This is a genomic window from Collinsella aerofaciens, assembly GCF_040926405.1.
Taxonomy (GTDB): Bacteria; Actinomycetota; Coriobacteriia; order Coriobacteriales; family Coriobacteriaceae; genus Collinsella.
In genome coordinates this window covers 31,802-48,912 of record NZ_JBCOIG010000001.1, presented here as the reverse complement: position 1 = coordinate 48,912, position 17,111 = coordinate 31,802, and the positions used below count along the sequence as shown (strand labels likewise).

Annotated in this window: 16 protein-coding genes; 3 read left to right on the top strand and 13 right to left on the bottom strand. The window is 60.6% G+C overall.

The genetic code is table 11. The annotated features are described in order from the left end of the window. Window positions 1–125: 125 nt before the first annotated feature. From thiI to pyrR, 10 genes are all read right to left on the bottom strand, one after another. On the bottom strand, window positions 126–1,370 hold the full coding sequence (gene thiI, locus AB5758_RS00245; protein WP_368141129.1) for a tRNA uracil 4-sulfurtransferase ThiI: 1,245 nt from the start codon (window positions 1,368–1,370) through the stop codon (window positions 126–128). Continuing rightward, entirely contained in the window at window positions 1,371–1,652 is a 282-nt protein-coding gene (locus AB5758_RS00240; RefSeq protein ID WP_035138532.1) for a DNA-directed RNA polymerase subunit omega, read from the bottom strand. It lies immediately after the preceding gene. A gap of 5 nt (window positions 1,653–1,657) precedes the next feature. Further along, window positions 1,658–2,227, bottom strand: coding sequence for a guanylate kinase (gene gmk, locus AB5758_RS00235; RefSeq protein ID WP_138374178.1), 570 nt, complete (start codon window positions 2,225–2,227; stop codon window positions 1,658–1,660). After that, window positions 2,228–2,536, bottom strand: coding sequence for an integration host factor, actinobacterial type (gene mihF, locus AB5758_RS00230; protein WP_006236130.1), 309 nt, complete (start codon window positions 2,534–2,536; stop codon window positions 2,228–2,230). A gap of 239 nt (window positions 2,537–2,775) precedes the next feature. Further along, window positions 2,776–3,492, bottom strand: a complete 717-nt coding sequence (gene pyrF / locus AB5758_RS00225; protein ID WP_035138533.1) for an orotidine-5'-phosphate decarboxylase — start codon at window positions 3,490–3,492, stop codon at window positions 2,776–2,778. Beyond that, window positions 3,486–4,394: a dihydroorotate dehydrogenase gene (locus AB5758_RS00220; RefSeq protein WP_271736567.1), complete on the bottom strand. Its 909-nt coding sequence runs from the start codon at window positions 4,392–4,394 to the stop codon at window positions 3,486–3,488. The genes pyrF and AB5758_RS00220 overlap by 7 nt, the downstream gene beginning before the upstream one ends. A gap of 14 nt (window positions 4,395–4,408) precedes the next feature. After that, window positions 4,409–5,176 (bottom strand): dihydroorotate dehydrogenase electron transfer subunit, encoded by a 768-nt coding sequence (locus tag AB5758_RS00215; protein WP_271736565.1) that lies wholly within the window; start codon window positions 5,174–5,176, stop codon window positions 4,409–4,411. A 116-nt stretch (window positions 5,177–5,292) separates the two neighbouring features. Continuing rightward, window positions 5,293–6,582: a dihydroorotase gene (locus AB5758_RS00210; RefSeq protein WP_368141131.1), complete on the bottom strand. Its 1,290-nt coding sequence runs from the start codon at window positions 6,580–6,582 to the stop codon at window positions 5,293–5,295. Beyond that, window positions 6,566–7,510: an aspartate carbamoyltransferase catalytic subunit gene (locus AB5758_RS00205; RefSeq protein ID WP_035138537.1), complete on the bottom strand. Its 945-nt coding sequence runs from the start codon at window positions 7,508–7,510 to the stop codon at window positions 6,566–6,568. The genes AB5758_RS00210 and AB5758_RS00205 overlap by 17 nt, the downstream gene beginning before the upstream one ends. Before the next feature lie 4 nt (window positions 7,511–7,514). Beyond that, on the bottom strand, window positions 7,515–8,099 hold the full coding sequence (gene pyrR, locus AB5758_RS00200) for a bifunctional pyr operon transcriptional regulator/uracil phosphoribosyltransferase PyrR (protein WP_271736539.1): 585 nt from the start codon (window positions 8,097–8,099) through the stop codon (window positions 7,515–7,517). Window positions 8,100–8,551: 452 nt separating this feature from the next. Between pyrR and rpmB the strand changes: the two genes are divergently transcribed. The 3 genes from rpmB (at window position 8,552) to AB5758_RS00185 (ending at window position 12,745) form a co-directional block, all read left to right on the top strand. Next, entirely contained in the window at window positions 8,552–8,740 is a 189-nt protein-coding gene (gene rpmB / locus AB5758_RS00195; protein ID WP_022094725.1) for a 50S ribosomal protein L28, read from the top strand. A 502-nt stretch (window positions 8,741–9,242) separates the two neighbouring features. Beyond that, a complete protein-coding gene (gene adhE, locus AB5758_RS00190; RefSeq protein WP_161160261.1) occupies window positions 9,243–11,891 on the top strand; it encodes a bifunctional acetaldehyde-CoA/alcohol dehydrogenase in 2,649 nt (882 codons plus the stop codon). Window positions 11,892–11,980: 89 nt separating this feature from the next. After that, window positions 11,981–12,745 carry an aminoglycoside phosphotransferase family protein gene (locus tag AB5758_RS00185; protein WP_271736536.1) on the top strand — a complete coding sequence of 255 codons (765 nt, stop codon included), beginning with the start codon at window positions 11,981–11,983 and terminating at the stop codon, window positions 12,743–12,745. Between the two features lie 177 nt (window positions 12,746–12,922). Here the strand turns inward: AB5758_RS00185 and AB5758_RS00180 are convergent, their stop codons facing one another. From AB5758_RS00180 to AB5758_RS00170, 3 genes are read right to left on the bottom strand one after another with little or no spacing between them, the layout of a single operon-like run. Further along, window positions 12,923–14,644 carry a proline--tRNA ligase gene (locus tag AB5758_RS00180; protein WP_368141132.1) on the bottom strand — a complete coding sequence of 574 codons (1,722 nt, stop codon included), beginning with the start codon at window positions 14,642–14,644 and terminating at the stop codon, window positions 12,923–12,925. Then, a complete protein-coding gene (ispG, locus tag AB5758_RS00175) occupies window positions 14,645–15,727 on the bottom strand; it encodes a flavodoxin-dependent (E)-4-hydroxy-3-methylbut-2-enyl-diphosphate synthase (RefSeq protein WP_271736533.1) in 1,083 nt (360 codons plus the stop codon). It lies immediately after the preceding gene. Window positions 15,728–15,740: 13 nt separating this feature from the next. Further along, the gene (locus AB5758_RS00170; protein ID WP_195644953.1) at window positions 15,741–17,102 is read right to left on the bottom strand and encodes a M50 family metallopeptidase; all 1,362 of its coding nucleotides are present in this window, start codon (window positions 17,100–17,102) and stop codon (window positions 15,741–15,743) included. Window positions 17,103–17,111: the final 9 nt, after the last annotated feature.

Genomic DNA, 17,111 nt, shown 5'->3' with positions numbered 1-17,111 from the left:
GACCAAAACCTTGCGAAATACTGTCCATTTATTCAGGCACACGTCAGCAAATGAACACTTAGCCGCAAAATGCCCAGATAGCAAAAGACCGACGATGCAGACGCATCGTCGGTCTATGCACAAAATTACTCGTGATCTTGGTAAATCTCACGCGGAGCAAGCTCCGAATGTTTGCGTTTTAAGGTCTTAGGGGCCTTATACGTGTTGCTCTCGAAGTCGATGTACTCGGTCTGCTTGAGCAGGCGCTCGATCATCTCCTCGTGATCGAACAACTCCCAGGCCTCATGCACGGCATCGAGTTTAGCGTGCGTCTCGGGACGGCGCGGCATAAACAGCGTGCAGCAGTCGGGAGCGGCCTCAGTCGAGATATCGAACGTACCGATCTCCTCGGCGCGCGCGATGATCTCCTGCTTGTCCGAACCGATGAGAGGACGGAACACGGGGATCTTCACGGCCTCGTTGACGGCCATGATATTCTCAAGCGTTTGGGAGGCAACCTGCCCAAGCGATTCGCCCGTCACGATGGCCTTGGCGCCCTCGATGTGCGCAATGCGCTCGGCAACCGAATACATAATACGGCGATACATGATCACGCGCAGGTTGCTGGGACAGGTGACCGAAATCTCACGCTGGCAGTCACCAAACGGCACCACGTACAGGCGGCCGATCTGGACACCCGGCTCAAGCGCACGGATGATGTCCTGCACCAAATACTCGCTCGTATCGGGCGTCTGCGGACGACCGGAGAAATGTACCGGCACGCACACCGCGCCGCGACGCGCGAGCATCCAGGTCGCCACCGGAGAATCGATACCCGACGACAGCAGCGTCACGACCTTGCCGGCAGAACCCACCGGCAGACCGCCCACACCGCGCTCGGAGCGCGCATACACGTAGACGCTACCCTGGACCACCAGTACGTGCACCATAGCGTCAGGATCGTGCATCTGAACCTTTTTATCAGGAAACGCCTCGCACAACACATCGCCCACCTGACGATTGATGTCAATCGAGGTGAGCTCATAGTCAGTATTGGAGCGCTTGGCGTGCACCTTAAACGAATCGAAAGGACCAAACTCGCGCAGCGCCTTGACGGCGGCGGCACAGTACTCCTGCGGGTCGCGGTTAGTGTGATACGCCAAAGACACACGAGCAACGCCGGGAACGGTGCGAATGACACGCGCCGCCTCATCGGCCTGATGCTCGTTAAAGGTCACGAGGATATAACCGGAAATTCGAGACACGGCATTCACGGAAAAGGCGGCCAAGGCCGCCTTGATGTTATCCATGAGGATATGCTCAAAATGTGCGCGGTTCTTGCCCTTCAGTCCAACCTCGTGATAGTGGACCAGACAGACGCGAGCTGCCATTTAGGCTTCAGCAACCTTGTGGCCGAGCGCCTTCTCGTAACGGGCCTCGTCGTAAGAGATGTCGCCATCGACAATCTCGTCCATAGCCATCGAGATGGTATCGGCACCGGAAAGCCCGATGGTGATGTCATCGACATCCTGGACGGCAAGCACGCGGTTGTGCTGGCCACGCAGCATGCTATTGATGTCGCAGGCGCGCTTGGAGGCAAGCGAAGCGAGCAGGAAGCGGTTGTGATCGGTCTTCTCCAGAAGATCGTCAATGCAAGGCTTTACAACGGACACGGACCTCAGATCCTTTCATGCATATCGAGAACGCGAACGAGCTCATCGGTCGCGCGGTCGAGATCGTCATTTACCACGACGTCGTCGTAGCGGTCGGCAAGGGCAAGCTCATCGGCGGCGTTTGCCATACGCAGCTCAATCGTCTCGGGCGTCTCGGTACCGCGACCGACTAGACGCTCGCGGAGTACCTCAAGCGAAGGCGGCTTGATAAAGATCAGCACGGCCTCGGGGAAACGCTCCTTCACCTGCAGGGCACCCTGGACATCGATCTCCAAGATGAGAGACGAACCAGAGGCGAGCTTGGACTGAACCTCGCTCACCAACGTGCCGTAGCAGTTACCGTGGACCTCGGCCCACTCAACAAACTCACCGTTTGCCACGCGGCGGTCGAACTCCTCACGCGTCAGGAAAAAGTAATTGACGCCATCGACCTCGCCTTTGCGTGGGGCTCGCGTGGTAGCCGAAACCGTCAGGCCCAGGTTAGAGCGACGCTCGCGAACACGAGTGACGAGCGTACCCTTGCCTGCGCCTGACGGTCCAGAAATCACAAAGAGCTTGGAATCCTGAGCGCTCACTTATTTGGTCAGCTGCTCGAGGAGCTGCTCGCGCTGACGGACGCCGAGGCCCTGGACGCGACGGGTAGCGGAGATACCGAGCTCCTCCATGATCTTGGCGGCCTTGGCCTTGCCATAACCAGGGAGAGACTCGATGAGGGTGGAAACCTTCATGCGGGAAGCGATGGGGTCATCGGAGTTGAGCACGGACTCGAGGGACTTCTCGCCCTTCTTGATCTGCTCGCGAAGCTCAGCGCGGGCGTGACGTGCGGCAGCAGCCTTCTCAAGAGCCTGCTTGCGCTGCTCATCGGTAAGCTGAGGGAGTGCCATTCGTACCTCCAAAAAGTTGGGTTATATCTGATTCAATAATTGGCATTTTAGCACGTAGAACGTACAAAATGCCCAATCGCGGCTCCATAGGTTAGACGATACCCGCAAAAAGTGCAATATACTGCGCCCAAAGTTAAGCCCCTGACCTGCGATTCCACACAAAGGATGGGAAAGTTTACGCAGGCACAGGGGCTATTTTGTGCTAATGAGACCCAAAAGTGGTGACTTAGGGGAATCTTTTAGGCGACGTTTTCGACCAGCTCAGCGACAATAGCGTCAAAGGCGGCAACCGGATCGTCGGCGCCGGTAATGGGGCGGCCCACCACGATATGGCTCGCGCCGCGCTCGATAGCCTGGGAAGGCGTGGCCACGCGGGACTGATCGCCCAGCGCAGCACCAACCGGACGCACGCCCGGGGTCACAATCAGCGCATCGGGGCCTAGCAGCTCACGCATGTCATGAGCCTCCATCGGCGAGCACACGATGCCGTCGATACCGTTGGCCTGGGCGAGTTTTGCCAGACGGGCGGCCTCCTCGGCAACGGGCGACTCGACGCCGATCTCGCTCAGCGCATCCTGATTCATGCTCGTAAGCACGGTGATGGCGACGAGCTTGGCTCGATCCTCGCGTGCCTCCTCGGCACCCTCACGGCAGGCGGCGAGCATAGCACCCGAACCCAAGCCGTGAACCGAAAGCAGGTCGGCACCGGCAAGCGAGGCCGAGCGAGCGGCACCGCGCACCTGATGCGGAATGTCATGGAACTTAAGGTCAAGGAAGACCTTAAAGCCCAGGTCCTTGAACGTCTTGACGATCTCGGGACCCTCGGCGTAATAGAGCGTCATGCCCACTTTAAGCCAGGCGGCATGGCCCGAAAGCTCATGGGCGAGCTCGAGCGCACGCTCACGGTCGCAGTCGAGGGCGACGATAACGCGGTCGCGGGCATCGGTCTCTAGCATTCGAAAGCACCTACCAACTCGTTGATGTCCTTCACGCCCTGGGACTCGGCCCAGGCCTCGAGCTCGCGCGCAATCTTGAGCGAAGCGCACGGATCGACGAAGTTGGCCATACCGACCGATACGCAGGTGGCGCCGGCCAGGATAAACTCGGCCGCATCCTCACCGGTCATGACGCCGCCGACGCCGTTGATGGGGATATCGACGGCCTGGGCAACCTCCCAGACCATACGCACGGCGATGTGATGGCACAGCGGGCCCGAAAGACCGCCCTTGGGCTTGGCCACACGCGACTTGCGGGTGTGAACGTCGATGGCCATACCCTGGATGGAGTTGATGACCGAAAGGCCGTCGGCGCCGGCGGCCTCGAGGGCGCGGGCGATCTCGGCGACGTTGACCGGGGCCATCTTCACAAACAGCGGCTTGTCGGTCACCTTGCGGCAGGCGGCCATGACGGCAGAGGCGCCCTCGGGCGTGGAGCCCATGGCGGCACCGCCGGCGGCAATGTTGGGACAGCTCACGTTGATCTCATAGCCGGCAGCCCAGGGGCACAGCTCGACATACATCTCGAGCGCACGGACGAACTCGTCCACGGAATGACCGGCAACCTGGCAGATGACCTGGCAGCCGTCCTTGGAGAGCTGCTCGAGCCACGGACCGGACTCGCGGGCGAAAGCGGCCACACCGGGGTTCTGCAGGCCCACGGAATTGATCATGCCGCCGGGGATCTCGGCCATGCGGGGTGCGGGATTGCCGGGCCAGGGCTCGGCAGCGCAACCCTTGGTGGTGATGGCACCCAGCTGGGAGACATCGAAGAAGTTCTGGAACTGCCAACCGTAGCCAAAGGTACCGGCTGCGGTGTTGATGGGGTTCTGCATCTTGACGCCGCCGAAATCGACGGCCATGTTCACGGTACCCACTAGAAGACCACCACCTTGGAAGCATCAAACACGGGGCCGCACATGCAGGCGCCCTTCATACCGTCGACCGTCTCGACATTGCAGGTGTTGCAGGCACCAAAGCCACAGCTCATCATGCGCTCGAGCGACACCTCGCAGTACGCGCCGGCCTCGGCGGCAGCGGCGGCGACCTTCTTCATCATGACGGCGGGACCACAGCTGGCGACGTAGTCGTAACCGCCCTCGCCGAGCAGCTCAGCGGCAGGATCGGTGCAGAAGCCGTGCGTGCCCAACGAGCCGTCGTCGGTGCATACGTTGACCGTAGCTCCCAGCGCGCGGAACTCATCGACGCCCACGGCCTTGGACGCGGTGCAAAAGCCCAGGCACACGTCGACGGCTACACCCTGCTTGGCAAGCATGTCAGCCAGGCAGAGCACAGGCGGAACGCCAATGCCGCCGGCGACGAGCAGTGCTTTCCTGGTACCCTCGGGCACGAACCAGCCGCGGCCGCCAGGGCCCAGCAGGTTGGAGGTGGAGCCAAGGGCCATCTGCGACAGACGACGGGTATCATCGCCCACGACGGCGTACCACAGCTCGACGGTGCCGGCCTCGGCGTCGGCACGATAGAAGCTCAGGGGCACGCGAAGCAGCGAGGACGCATCACCGGGTACGGCGATGTTCACAAACTGACCGGGCTTGAGCGCACTTGCAAGCTTGGGGGCCGAGATAACGAGCGAGAAGATGCCGTCGGCGATCTCCTGGTTCGAGACGACCTCGAAGTCGTGCATGCGTGCAGTGGAAGGTGTGGGCATAGACGCTCCAATCCCCCATGCGGTTGCATGGTTCAGGCGAACAGAAAGCGCGGCACCGCAAGGGCGCCGCGCACAAAAGCGATAAGGCTATGCTAGCAGATGCAGCCGTCGGCAAGCGTCTGCTTACCGCCGACGAACACATCGGTGGCACGACCGGTGAGCGTACGGCCGGCAAAACCGGAGTTCTCGGCGCGCGACTCGTAGCCGTCCTCGCCGACCGTCCAGGTTGCAGCGGGGTCGAAGACGGTCAGGTCGGCAACGGAGCCCGCCTTGACCTGAACCTGGTCGAGGCCCAGGATCTCACGCGGCTTGATGGCCATGAGCTCGACCATGCGGCCCACGCTCATCTTGCCCGTGTTGACCAGCTCGGTGAGTACGAGCGACAGCGAGGTCTCGAGGCCGGTCATACCAAAGGGCGCAAGCTCGAACTCGCGGGCCTTCTCCCACGGGGTGTGGGGAGCATGATCGGTGACGATAACGTCGACGGTGCCGTCGATGACACCCTGACGGATGGCCTCGGCGTCCTCGTCGGTGCGCAGCGGCGGATTGACCTTGAGCGAGGTGTTGTAGGTCTCGTCCAGGTCGTTCTCGGTCAGGAACATGTGGTGCGGGGTTGCCTCGCAGGTAACCTGAACGCCAGCGGCCTTGCCGGCACGCACGATCTCCAGGCCATGGGCGGTAGAGATGTGCTGGATGTGCAGCTTGGCACCGGTCAGCTTGGCGATCTCGATGTCGCGAGCGATCTGGAGCTCCTCGCCGGCAGCCGGCCAGCCCTCAAGAGCCAGACGGGTCGAGACCTTGCCCTCGTTGATCTGGCCGTGGCCGACCAGGTCCTCGTCCTGGCAGTGGCTCATAAAGACCTTGCCGAACATCTTGCCGTAGTCCATGCAGCGACGGAGCATGCCTGCACCCTGCACGCCGCGACCGTCGTCGGTGAAGGCGACGGCGCCGTGGGCGACCATATCGCCCATCTCGGACATGGCCTCGCCCTTAAGACCGCGGGTCATGGCGCCCGACGGATAGACGCGGCAGTGACCGACCTCGGCAGCGCGGGACTTGACGAACTCAACGACGGTACCGTTATCGGTAACGGGATCGGTGTTGGGCATAGCGCACACGCCGGTGAAGCCGCCCTTGGCAGCTGCGCGGGTGCCGCTCTCGATGTCCTCTTTGACCTCGTAGCCGGGCTCGCGCAGGTGGACGTGCATGTCCACCAAGCCAGGGACGAGGTGCTTACCGGAAAGGTCGCGGACCACGGCTCCCTCGGCGGCGAGGTTCTCGCCGACCTCGGCGATCTTGTCGCCGTCAATCAGGACGTCAACGACACCGTCAAGCTCGACGGACGGGTCGACGACGTGGGCATTCTTAAGAAGCAAGGCCATTATCGGCACCTCCAAGCAGCAGATACAGGATAGCCATACGCACGCAGATACCGGCGTAGACCTGCTCCAGGATGACGGAGCGTTGCGGGTGGTCGGCCATATAGGAGTCGAACTCGACGCCGCGGTTGATGGGGCCCGGGTGGCAGATGATCGCGTCGGGCTTCATGAGCTTCTCACGGTCCTTGGTCAGGCCGAAGAGCTTGTGGTACTCGCGAATGGTCGGGAACGGGGCACCCTCGAGGCGCTCCTGCTGTACGCGCAGCATGTAGACGACGTCCAGCTCGGGCAGGACGGAATCGAGGTCGCTCGTCACGTGGTCGCAGCCCAGAACCTCGGGCGCCGGCGGCAGCAGCGTGCCGGGGGCGACGGCGTAGGTCTCGCAGCCCATGATCTTCAACGCGGGAATCAGCGAGCCGCAAACGCGGGAGTGGGCGATGTCGCCGACGACAGCGACCTTCAGACCGTGGAAGTCACCCTTGTGCTCCCAGATGGTGTACAGGTCGAGCAGAGCCTGCGTGGGGTGGTTGTGCTTACCGTCACCGGCGCAGATAACACTCGCGGGCGAATTCTGCGTGACGATGTAGGGAGCACCGGCATGCTTGTCGCGCACGACAATGCAGTCAATCTTGTAGGCGTTGAGGGTCTCGACGGTATCGACGAGGCTCTCGCCCTTGACCGTGGAGGTCGAGGAGCCGCCAAAGTTGAGGCTGTCGGCCGAAAGACGCTTCTCGGCGAGCTCGAAGGAGCTGCGGGTACGCGTCGAGGGCTCGTTGAACATGTTGACGATGGTCTTGCCCTTGAGCGTGGGGACCTTCTTGATGGCACGCTCGTTGACCTCGGAGAACGCCTTGGCGGTCTCGAGGATGAGCTTGATGTCCTCTTCGGAGTACTCGGTAATGTCGATCAGGTGCTTATGATTAAACGCCACGGTACTACTCACCTCCCAGCGGCGCGGAGCCCACGTGGGAACCCGGCGCGACGTCGTTGATCTCGACAGCGGTGTGGCCGTCGACTTCCTTCATATATAGGTGCACGTTCTCCTCGTGCGACGAGGGAACGTTCTTGCCGACAAAGTCCGGCGAGATAGGGAGCTCGCGGTGACCGCGGTCAACGAGAACTGCCAGCTCGACTCGGCTCGGACGACCCAGGTCCATAACGGCGTCCAGAGCGGCGCGGATGGTGCGACCCGTGTACAGGATGTCGTCCACCAGCACGACACGCTTGCCGTCGACGCTGAAGGGAATGTTGGTAGCGTGGATCGCGGGAGCGAAATTGGTCGCATAGTCATCGCGATAGAAGCTGATGTCCAGGCTGCCGAGCGGAACGTCGACACCCTCGATCTCCTTGATCGCCTCGGCGAGCTTCTTTGCCAGAAGGTCGCCGCGCGTGACGATGCCGACCAGAGCGAGGTCTTCACAGCCCTCGTTGCGCTCGAGGATCTCGTGCGCGATGCGGGTCATCGCTCGGTTGACGGCGGTCTCGTCCATGATGACCGCCTTGGGGGAAGTCGTGCCCATCGATCTCCTTCCTCACATGTCTTGACTGCTGACACAGTCAAAAAAATAGATGCCCGACCGCTCAAAGCGGAACCAGACACCCACAGGAAGTACTGCTCATTGACAGCTATGTAATTCCATGCGGGTATCTCGTACCCCTTTAATGGTCAAGGCATAGTGTAGCCAACCTCGGGCTCAAATGCGAGCATAAATACTAGTCAATCCGTAAACGGAGCCAATCGCTCCATAAACCTATATATATTTGTGGGACGCGCTTGAAAACCTTGTTGCGAGCTGGCATAATCCCCTCTGCCGCACGCAAATCGGATCTACGTCCAGGGCCGTAGCGTGGGCACTATCGCCAAAAGAGGAATATCTCTGTGTAGATTGCGCACAGAGACATGCTTCTGTGCTATAGTTCAGGCTTGTTTGTTAACGCGACATGTTCGTTTGTCGCCCAAGGAGGGTCAGTTATGTCCAAAGTTTGCGAAGTTTGCGGTAAGCACCCCGTTGCCGGTCGCTCCATCAGCCACTCTCACCGCGTCACCAACCGTAAGTTCCGCCCCAACATCCAGCGCGTCTACGTCGTCGTCGATGGTCACCGTCGCAAGATGAACGTTTGCTCCACCTGCCTCAAGTCCGGCAAGGTTGCGCGCTCGTAAATAAGGTCTTACCAACAAGTACCTCGGACTCTCCGGGTCAAAGACCTCGCGTTCATATAGAACTTACCAAAGGCGCCCTCCCCTACGGAGGGCGCCTTTTTGCACTCATTGGGGACAGACTTATATGAGGGTTTGCAGATGTCAAAGGGATCATAGCCCAGCTGGTATGCCTTGTAACTAACGGTACGCCTCGAGCGAGTCGGACGCACCTTACACGGGATTGAAATGGATGTAATCGAGTAGCTGCACCGCCTGTGTGTCCGACTCAACCGCGACCCGCGAATAGCGATCATCAAACAGATGTCCCGTTTTCCCATTGAAATACTCATGAGAGTCTGTACCCAATGAGCGGGGCGATGCAGCAGGCAAATAGTTTTAGTTAAAACGCTTCAGTTTATTGAAGCGTTTTAGTGTGCCTTTTACGGGAATCTTACCGTTCACCGAATAATTTCTTGCTATCATGCAAGGCGTAGGGTAAATCTCCGATCGCAAGGAGACACAAATGGTGAAAAAGTCACCGGAAAACACTACTCCCGCAATTGTGGACAACGTAGAGGCGCTTGAGGCTAAGCTCGCTCAGATGCGAGAGGCCCAGGCGCTTTTTGCTACGTACACGCAGGAGCAGGTCGACAAGATCTTCTATGAGGCCGCCATGGCCGCCAACAAGGCTCGTATCCCGTTGGCGAAGATGGCCATCGAGGAGACCGGCCGCGGCGTTCTTGAGGACAAGGTCATCAAGAACCACTACGCCGCAGAGTACATCTACAACGCTTACAAGAATACCAAGACCTGTGGTGTCCTGGAGCGCGACGAGGCTTACGGCATCACCAAGATCGCCGAGCCCATCGGCATCGTGGGCGCCGTCATCCCGACGACCAACCCCACCTCCACCGCGATCTTCAAGACGCTGATCTGCCTGAAGACCCGCAACGCCATCATCATCTCCCCGCACCCGGCTGCCGCCAAGTGCACCATCGCCGCCGCCAAGCTCGTGCTTGACGCCGCCGTCAAGGCCGGCGCCCCCGAGGGCATCATCGGCTGGGTCGATGTCCCCTCCATCGAGCTGACTAACATGGTCATGCGCGACGTCGACATCATCCTCGCCACCGGTGGCCCGGGCATGGTCAAGGCCGCCTACTCCTCGGGCAAGCCCGCCCTGGGCGTTGGCGCCGGTAACACCCCGGTCGTCATCGACGACACCGCCGACGTTCTGCTCGCAGTCAACTCCATCATCCACTCCAAGACCTTCGACAACGGCATGATCTGCGCTTCCGAGCAGTCCGTGACCGTCATCGACACCATCTACGACCAGGTCAAGGCCGAGTTCCAGAAGCGCGGCTGCTACTTCGTCAAGCAGGGTGCCGAGATGGAGGCCCTGCGTGCCGCCATGTTCAAGAACGGCGCCCTCGATCACCGCATCCCCGGCATGGCTGCCGCCAAGATCGCCGAGCTCGCCGGCATCGAGGTTCCCGCCAAGACTAAGATCCTGATCGCCGAGGTCACCTCCACCGACCCCGCCAAGGAGGAGTTCTCCCACGAGAAGCTCTCCCCGGTCCTGGCCATGTACCACGCCAAGGACTTCCAGGAGGCCGTCGACAAGGCCGAGCACCTGGTGCTCGCCGGTGGCCCGGGCCACACCGCCTCTCTGTACGTGCACCCCGCCCAGGCCGAGAAGATCAGCCTGTTCGAGCACGTCATGAAGGCCTGCCGCATCGTCATCAACACCCCGTCCTCGCACGGTGGCATCGGTGACCTGTACAACTTTGGCATGAAGCCGTCTCTGACCCTGGGCTGCGGCTCCTGGGGCGGCAACTCCGTCTCCGAGAACGTTGGGGTGAAGCACTTGATCAACGTTAAGACTGTGGCCGAGCGCCGTGAGAACATGCTGTGGTTCCGCGCTCCCGAGAAGGTCTACTTCAAGAAGGGTTCCACGCCCGTCGCCCTCGACGAGCTGGGCAACGTCATGGGCAAGAAGCGCGCCTTCATCGTTACCGACCAGTTCCTCTTCAAGAATGGCAACACCCGCGCCATCGAGGCCAAGCTCGACGAGATGGGCATCGCCCACGACTGCTTCTACGACGTCGAGCCCGATCCGTCGCTGCAGTGCGCACGTCGCGGCGCCAAGCAGATGGCTCTCTTTGAGCCGGACGTCATCATCGCCGTCGGCGGTGGCTCCGCTATGGACGCCGGCAAGATCATGTGGATGATGTACGAGCACCCCGAGTGCAAGTTTGAGGACATGGCCATGGACTTCATGGACATCCGCAAGCGTATCTTCACCTTCCCCGAGATGGGCAAGAAGGCCTACTTCGTCGCCGTCCCGACCTCCTCGGGTACCGGCTCCGAGTGCACGCCGTTCGCCATCATCACCGACAAGGAGACCGGCATCAAGTGGCCGCTCGCCGACTACGCGCTGCTCCCCAACATGGCTATCGTCGACGCCGACAACTGCATGACCGCCCCGCGCGGCCTGACCGCTGCCTCCGGCATCGACGTCATGACCCACGCCATCGAGTCCTACGTCTCCATCATGGCTTCCGACTACACCAAGGGCCTCTCCGAGCGCGCTGCCAAGCTCGTCTTTGAGAACCTGCCCTCCAGCTTCACGAACGGCGCCAAGGACCCGCACGCCCGCGAGGAGATGCACAACGCCTCCTGCATGGCCGGTATGGCCTTCGCCAACGCCTTCCTGGGCCTCAACCACTCCATGGCTCACAAGCTCGGCGCTTTCCATCACCTGCCCCACGGCATCGCTAACGCCGTCATCCTGACCCGCGTCATGCGCTACAACGCCGCCGAGGCTCCCGTCAAGATGGGTACCTTCTCCCAGTATCCTTACCCCAACGCGCTGCACAACTACGCCGAGATGGCCAAGTACTGCGGCATCGAGGGCAAGGACGACAAGGAGGTCTTCGAGAACTTCATCACGAAGCTCGAGGAGCTCAAGGACTTCATCGGTGTCAAGAAGACCATCGCCGACTACGGTGTTGACGAGCAGTACTTCCTCGACACCCTCGACGAGATGACCGAGCAGGCATTCAACGACCAGTGCACCGGCGCTAACCCGCGCTACCCGCTCATGAGCGAGATCAAGGAGCTCTACCTGGACGCCTACTACGGCCGCGAGCCCCAGGACTACGCCGTCTGCTAGTTTTTAGCACGGTTTTTTGCGGCGGGGGTGCACGGGTGTTTCACACACCCCCGCCGTCGCTTCTATCGCATCGTTGAAAGGATGCAACCATGCTGCTACCCGATTCCAAGACCGAGCTCGTCCGCCGTGGCAACAAGGTCGTTTACGACCTGGGCGACAAGATCGTCAAGGTCTTTAACGAGACCAAGCCTGTCTCCGACGTGTTCAACGAGGCTTTGAATCTTGCCCGCATCAATGAGTGCGGCATCCGCAGCCCCAAGGCTCTCGAGGTTTCCCAGCTCGAGAACGCCAACGGCTGGGCGCTCGTGACCGAGAAGGTTCCGGGCACCACCCTTGCCGAGAAGATGACTGCCGAGCCCCAGCGCTTTGGTGAGTACCTCGAGATGTTCGTCGACCTCCAGATCGAGATCCACGGCTACACCTCCCCGCTGCTCAACCGTCAGCGCGACAAGTTCGCCCGCATGATCGACAGCCTTGATCAGCTCAATGCCACCACGCGCTACAACCTTCAGGAGCGTCTGGACGGCATGACCAAGGAGTTCAAGGTCTGCCACGGCGACTTCAACCCCTCCAACGTCATCGTCGGCGACGACGGCCAGCTCTATGTGTGCGACTGGGCACACGCCACCCAGGGCTCCCCTGCTGCCGACGTTGCCACCACCTACCTGCTCTTTGCCCTCAACAGCAAGGACCAGGCCGAGGCCTACCTGGAGCTCTACTGCGACCGTGCCGACATGCCCATGCAGGTCGTGCGTCAGTGGACGAGCATCGTCGCCGCTTCCGAGCTCGCTCGTAATCGCAACGTGAACGATGAGTTCCTGAAGAACTGGATCGACGTCGTCGATTATCAGTAATATCTGAGCGATTTATTTCGCATCGGAGGCACAAGGAAAACCCCGCAGCTCGCATGGGCTGTGGGGTTTTCCTTTTAGATATCGAAGATGCTACAAGATAATAGGACGGCCCCGCATCTCCCCGATTGGAGAAATGCGGGGCCGTCCCACATATCGAACTACAAGCGAAATCGTCGATTAACGGCGGGCTGCCTTAACAAGCTCGGCAACCTTGGCAACGACCTCGTCGATCGCCACGTCCTCGCGCTCGCCCGTAGCACGGTCCTTGAGCTCAACGGTGCCATTCTTAAGGCCGCGCTTGCCCAGAACCACCTGATACGGGAAGCCCATGAGGTCGTTATCGGCAAACTTAAAGCCCGGACGCTCATCGCGATCGTCGACGACGACCTCGATGCCCTCGGCACACAGGCCATCAACAATCTGCTCGCAGACGGTAGCGCACTCTTCCTTCTTGGGATCAAGCGGAATCACCGCGACCTCGTACGGGGCAACGGAGACCGGCCAGACGATACCGTGCTCGTCGTTGTGCTGCTCCACGACGGCAGCAAGCGAGCGGGACACGCCCACGCCGTAGCAACCCATGATGAGCGGCTTCTCCTTGCCGTCCTCATCCATAAAGGTGGCACCCATGGCCTCGGAGTACTTGGTGCCCAGCTGGAAGACCTGAGAGACCTCGATGCCGCGGGCAGCGGAGAGCGGCTTGCCGCAGTGCGGGCAGGGGTCGCCGGCGACAACGGTGACCAGATCGGCCCACTCATCGACGGTAAAGTCGCGCTCGGGGCAGGCACCGGTAAAGTGATAATCGACCTCGTTGGCACCGCAGGCCCACTGTTTGGGCTCGCGCAGGCTCTCGTCGCAGACCAGACGAATGCCATCGGGCAGGTTAACCGGTCCGATAAAGCCCTTGTGCAGACCGTTCGCCTGAAGCTCCTCGTCGGTCATCATGCGATAGCCCTTGCCAAAGACGTGCTCGGCCTTGCAATCGTTGAGCTCGTGATCGCCCGGAACAATGGCCACGACCGGCTTGCCCTCGGCGTCGATGAGTGCCAGCGACTTGCGCGTGCCGTTCTCGGGGAACCCAAAGAACTTAGCAACAGCCTCAATGGTGCCCATGCCCGGAGTCTCAACCTTGGTGAGCGTACCGTCACCAGGACCCTCGGTCACGACGACCTTGGTGCTTGCAGCCTCGTCATCGGCAGCGAAGCCGCAATCGTCGCAGTAGACGAGCGAAGCCTCGCCGGCGTCAGCCAAAGCCATGTACTCGACGGAGGTATCGCCACCGATCTCGCCAGAATCGGCGACGACGGGCAGAGCCTTGATGTAGCAGCGCTCGCAGATATTGGCGTACGCCTGCTTCATCTTGTCGTACTCCTCCTGCAGGCTCTCCTGCGTGGCGGAGAAGCTGTAGGCGTCCTTCATGATGAACTCGCGGCCGCGCATCAGGCCAAAGCGGGGACGGAACTCGTCGCGGAACTTGTCCTGAATGTGATACAGGTTGACGGGCAGCTGCTTATAGGAGCGTAGCTCGTTGCGCACCAGGGCCGTGACGGTCTCCTCGTGCGTGGGGCCCAGGACGAACTCGCGACCATGACGGTCGTCAAAGCGCACAAGCTCCTTGCCATAGGCGTCGATGCGGCCGGACTCGCGCCACAACTCGGCGTCGACCATGATAGGCATCATAAGCTCCTGGGCGCCGGCAGCGTCCATCTCGTCGCGCACGATGTTCTCGATCTTACGGATCGAGCGCCAGGCAAGCGGCAGGTAGGAATACAGGCCGGCGGCCTCCTTGCGGATCATGCCGGCACGGAGCAGCAGGCGGTGACTGGCGAGCTCAGCGTCCGCCGGATCCTCTTTAAGCGTCGGCGCATAGAGCTTAGACATATACATTGCTCGGGTCATTTATTTCTCCTCAATAAGCTTGTCGACCTCTGCCATAAGCGCGTCGACAATTTGGTCCTCAGCTACTTTACCAATGATCTGGCCATGCGAAAAGAGCAAGGCCTGACCACGTCCGCAAGCAACGCCCAGGTCGGCATCAGAAGCCTCGCCGGGGCCATTAACGGCACATCCCATAACGGCAATCGAAAGCGGCGCGGTATAGTTCTTAAGCCGCTCGGTTACTTCCTCGGCAATGGGAATAAGGTTAACCTGGCAGCGGGCGCACGTGGGGCACGAGACAATCTCGGGGCCACGGCGACGCAGGCCCAACGACTGCAGAATACCCCAGGCAACCGGCGGCTCCTCAACCGGATCGGCTGTGAGCGACACACGCATGGTGTCGCCAATGCCTTCGGAAAGCAAGATACCCAAGCCTACAGAGCTCTTGATGGTGCCCTGGAGCTTGGTCCCCGCCTCCGTCACGCCCAGGTGAAGCGGAACGTGGGGAATCTCACGCGACAGGGCTCGATAGGTATCGAGCGTCGTTTGCACGCTATGGGCCTTGGCCGAAAGCACAATGTTCGTAAAGCCGCGGTCCTCAAAGTGCTTGACGAAGCGCTCGCTCGACATCACGAGCTTTTCGGGCTGCGTGAGGTCGTCGCGCTCGGCGATATCCTGCTCAAGCGAACCAGCGTTGACACCGATGCGAATTGCGCAGCCCGCAGCACCCGCGGCATCGATGACAGCATCGACCTTGGCCCAATCGCCGATATTACCGGGATTGATGCGGAGCTTGGCGGCACCGGCCTCCACAGCGCCAATGGCCAGCTTGTGGTTAAAGTGGATATCGGCAACGATTGGCACCGGAGACTCGGCACAGATGGTGCGGAAACCCTCAAGCGCGGCCTCAGTGGGCACGCTCACACGCACGATATCGCAGCCAGCCTGCGCCAACGCGCACACTTGCGCAAGTGTTGCCTTGGCATCAGCGGTATCGGTGCAGGTCATGGATTGGACCACCACCGGCGCACCGCCACCGATCTGCACACCGCCCACATGCACGGGGCGCGTCAAATCGCGAGGCAAAGGATGGGATAAAGACAATCCAAACACTCCCCTACAGAATAAATCGAAGGATGTCGGAACGAAGCATATAGACAAACAGCAGCACAAAGAGCGCGATGCCCACATAGCTCACAATCGTCTGGACCTTGAGCGGAAGCTCGCGGCCCACAATCTTTTGAATGATCTCGATGACCAGCTTGCCGCCATCGAGTGGTGGGATGGGCAGCAGGTTCATAAAGCCAAGCGAGAACGAAATGAGGGCGGCAAACGAAAGGAATGTGGCAGGACCGGCAGCAGCAGCCTGTGAGGACATAACGCTAATACCCACGATCGAAGAAGACTGATCGAGAATCTCCATCGTATGCTGCGGCTGGAGCAGGCGCATCACGCCCTCCGCGGTCTGCACAACATAGGAGAATGACAGACGCGCCGAGGTGATGGGGTCCAAACGGACTACCTGCGTAGAGGCATACACACCTAGGCGCTCGTCCTCTTTGAGCGCAACCGTGGTCGAATGCTGCTTGCCGTCACGCTCGTACTCGATGGCGATATCGTCCTTACCGGCGGCCTTGCCGATGGCATCGTAAACGTTCATCCATGTGGAGCACGATACACCGTCAACCGAAAGGATCGCATCACCAGCCTCGATACCCGCCTTGGCGGCAATAGACCCCTCGTCAACCTGACCGATCACGTTGGTATCGATCGGCACGGTGACGCCCGCAATGGAATAGATGCTCATAAGCAGCAAAAAACCCGTCAGGATATTGACGAGAATGCCCGCGAGCAGCATAAAGGCGCGCTTGAGAAAGCCCTGGCCAAGATAAGTGTGCGAGCGCTCTTGCGCCAAGAAATCAGCCTCGCCGCACGGCAGCTCCCACACATCGCCCTCGGCAGTCGCATGCTCTCGATCGAACCGGCGGCCGTCAAAGGTGGTGTAACCCGCCGCGTCTCGCGGCAGCGTCTGATACTTGGTGGGATAGTAGCTCGGCGAGGGTTTCTCCCCTTCCTCATACCAGGGAGCGATGGAGCCCCAGCCCAGCAACAGAGCACAAGCCTCGAGCACATCCTCCTCGGAAAGCTCGAGCTCGACAGCAAGGTCGGCCACGGTCACGCGACCATGACGGTAGATAGCCGCGAGCACGCGATCGGCGCAGGAGACATCGGTCGGATCCATACCGCAGATGGCAGCGTAGCCACCCAGCAGCAGCGGGGTCACGCCAAACTTGGTTCCAATGCGACGCGACGTGTAATGGATGTCAAAGCGGCACGGCAGGCCCAAAAAGAACTCGGTCACACGGACGCCGCAGGCACGCGCCGCCAAAAAGTGGCCGCCCTCGTGCAAAAACACGAGGACGGAAAGCATCAGCAGGCCCCAAAAGACCGATGAGAGAACGCTCAGAACAGTATCCATAAAACGAAA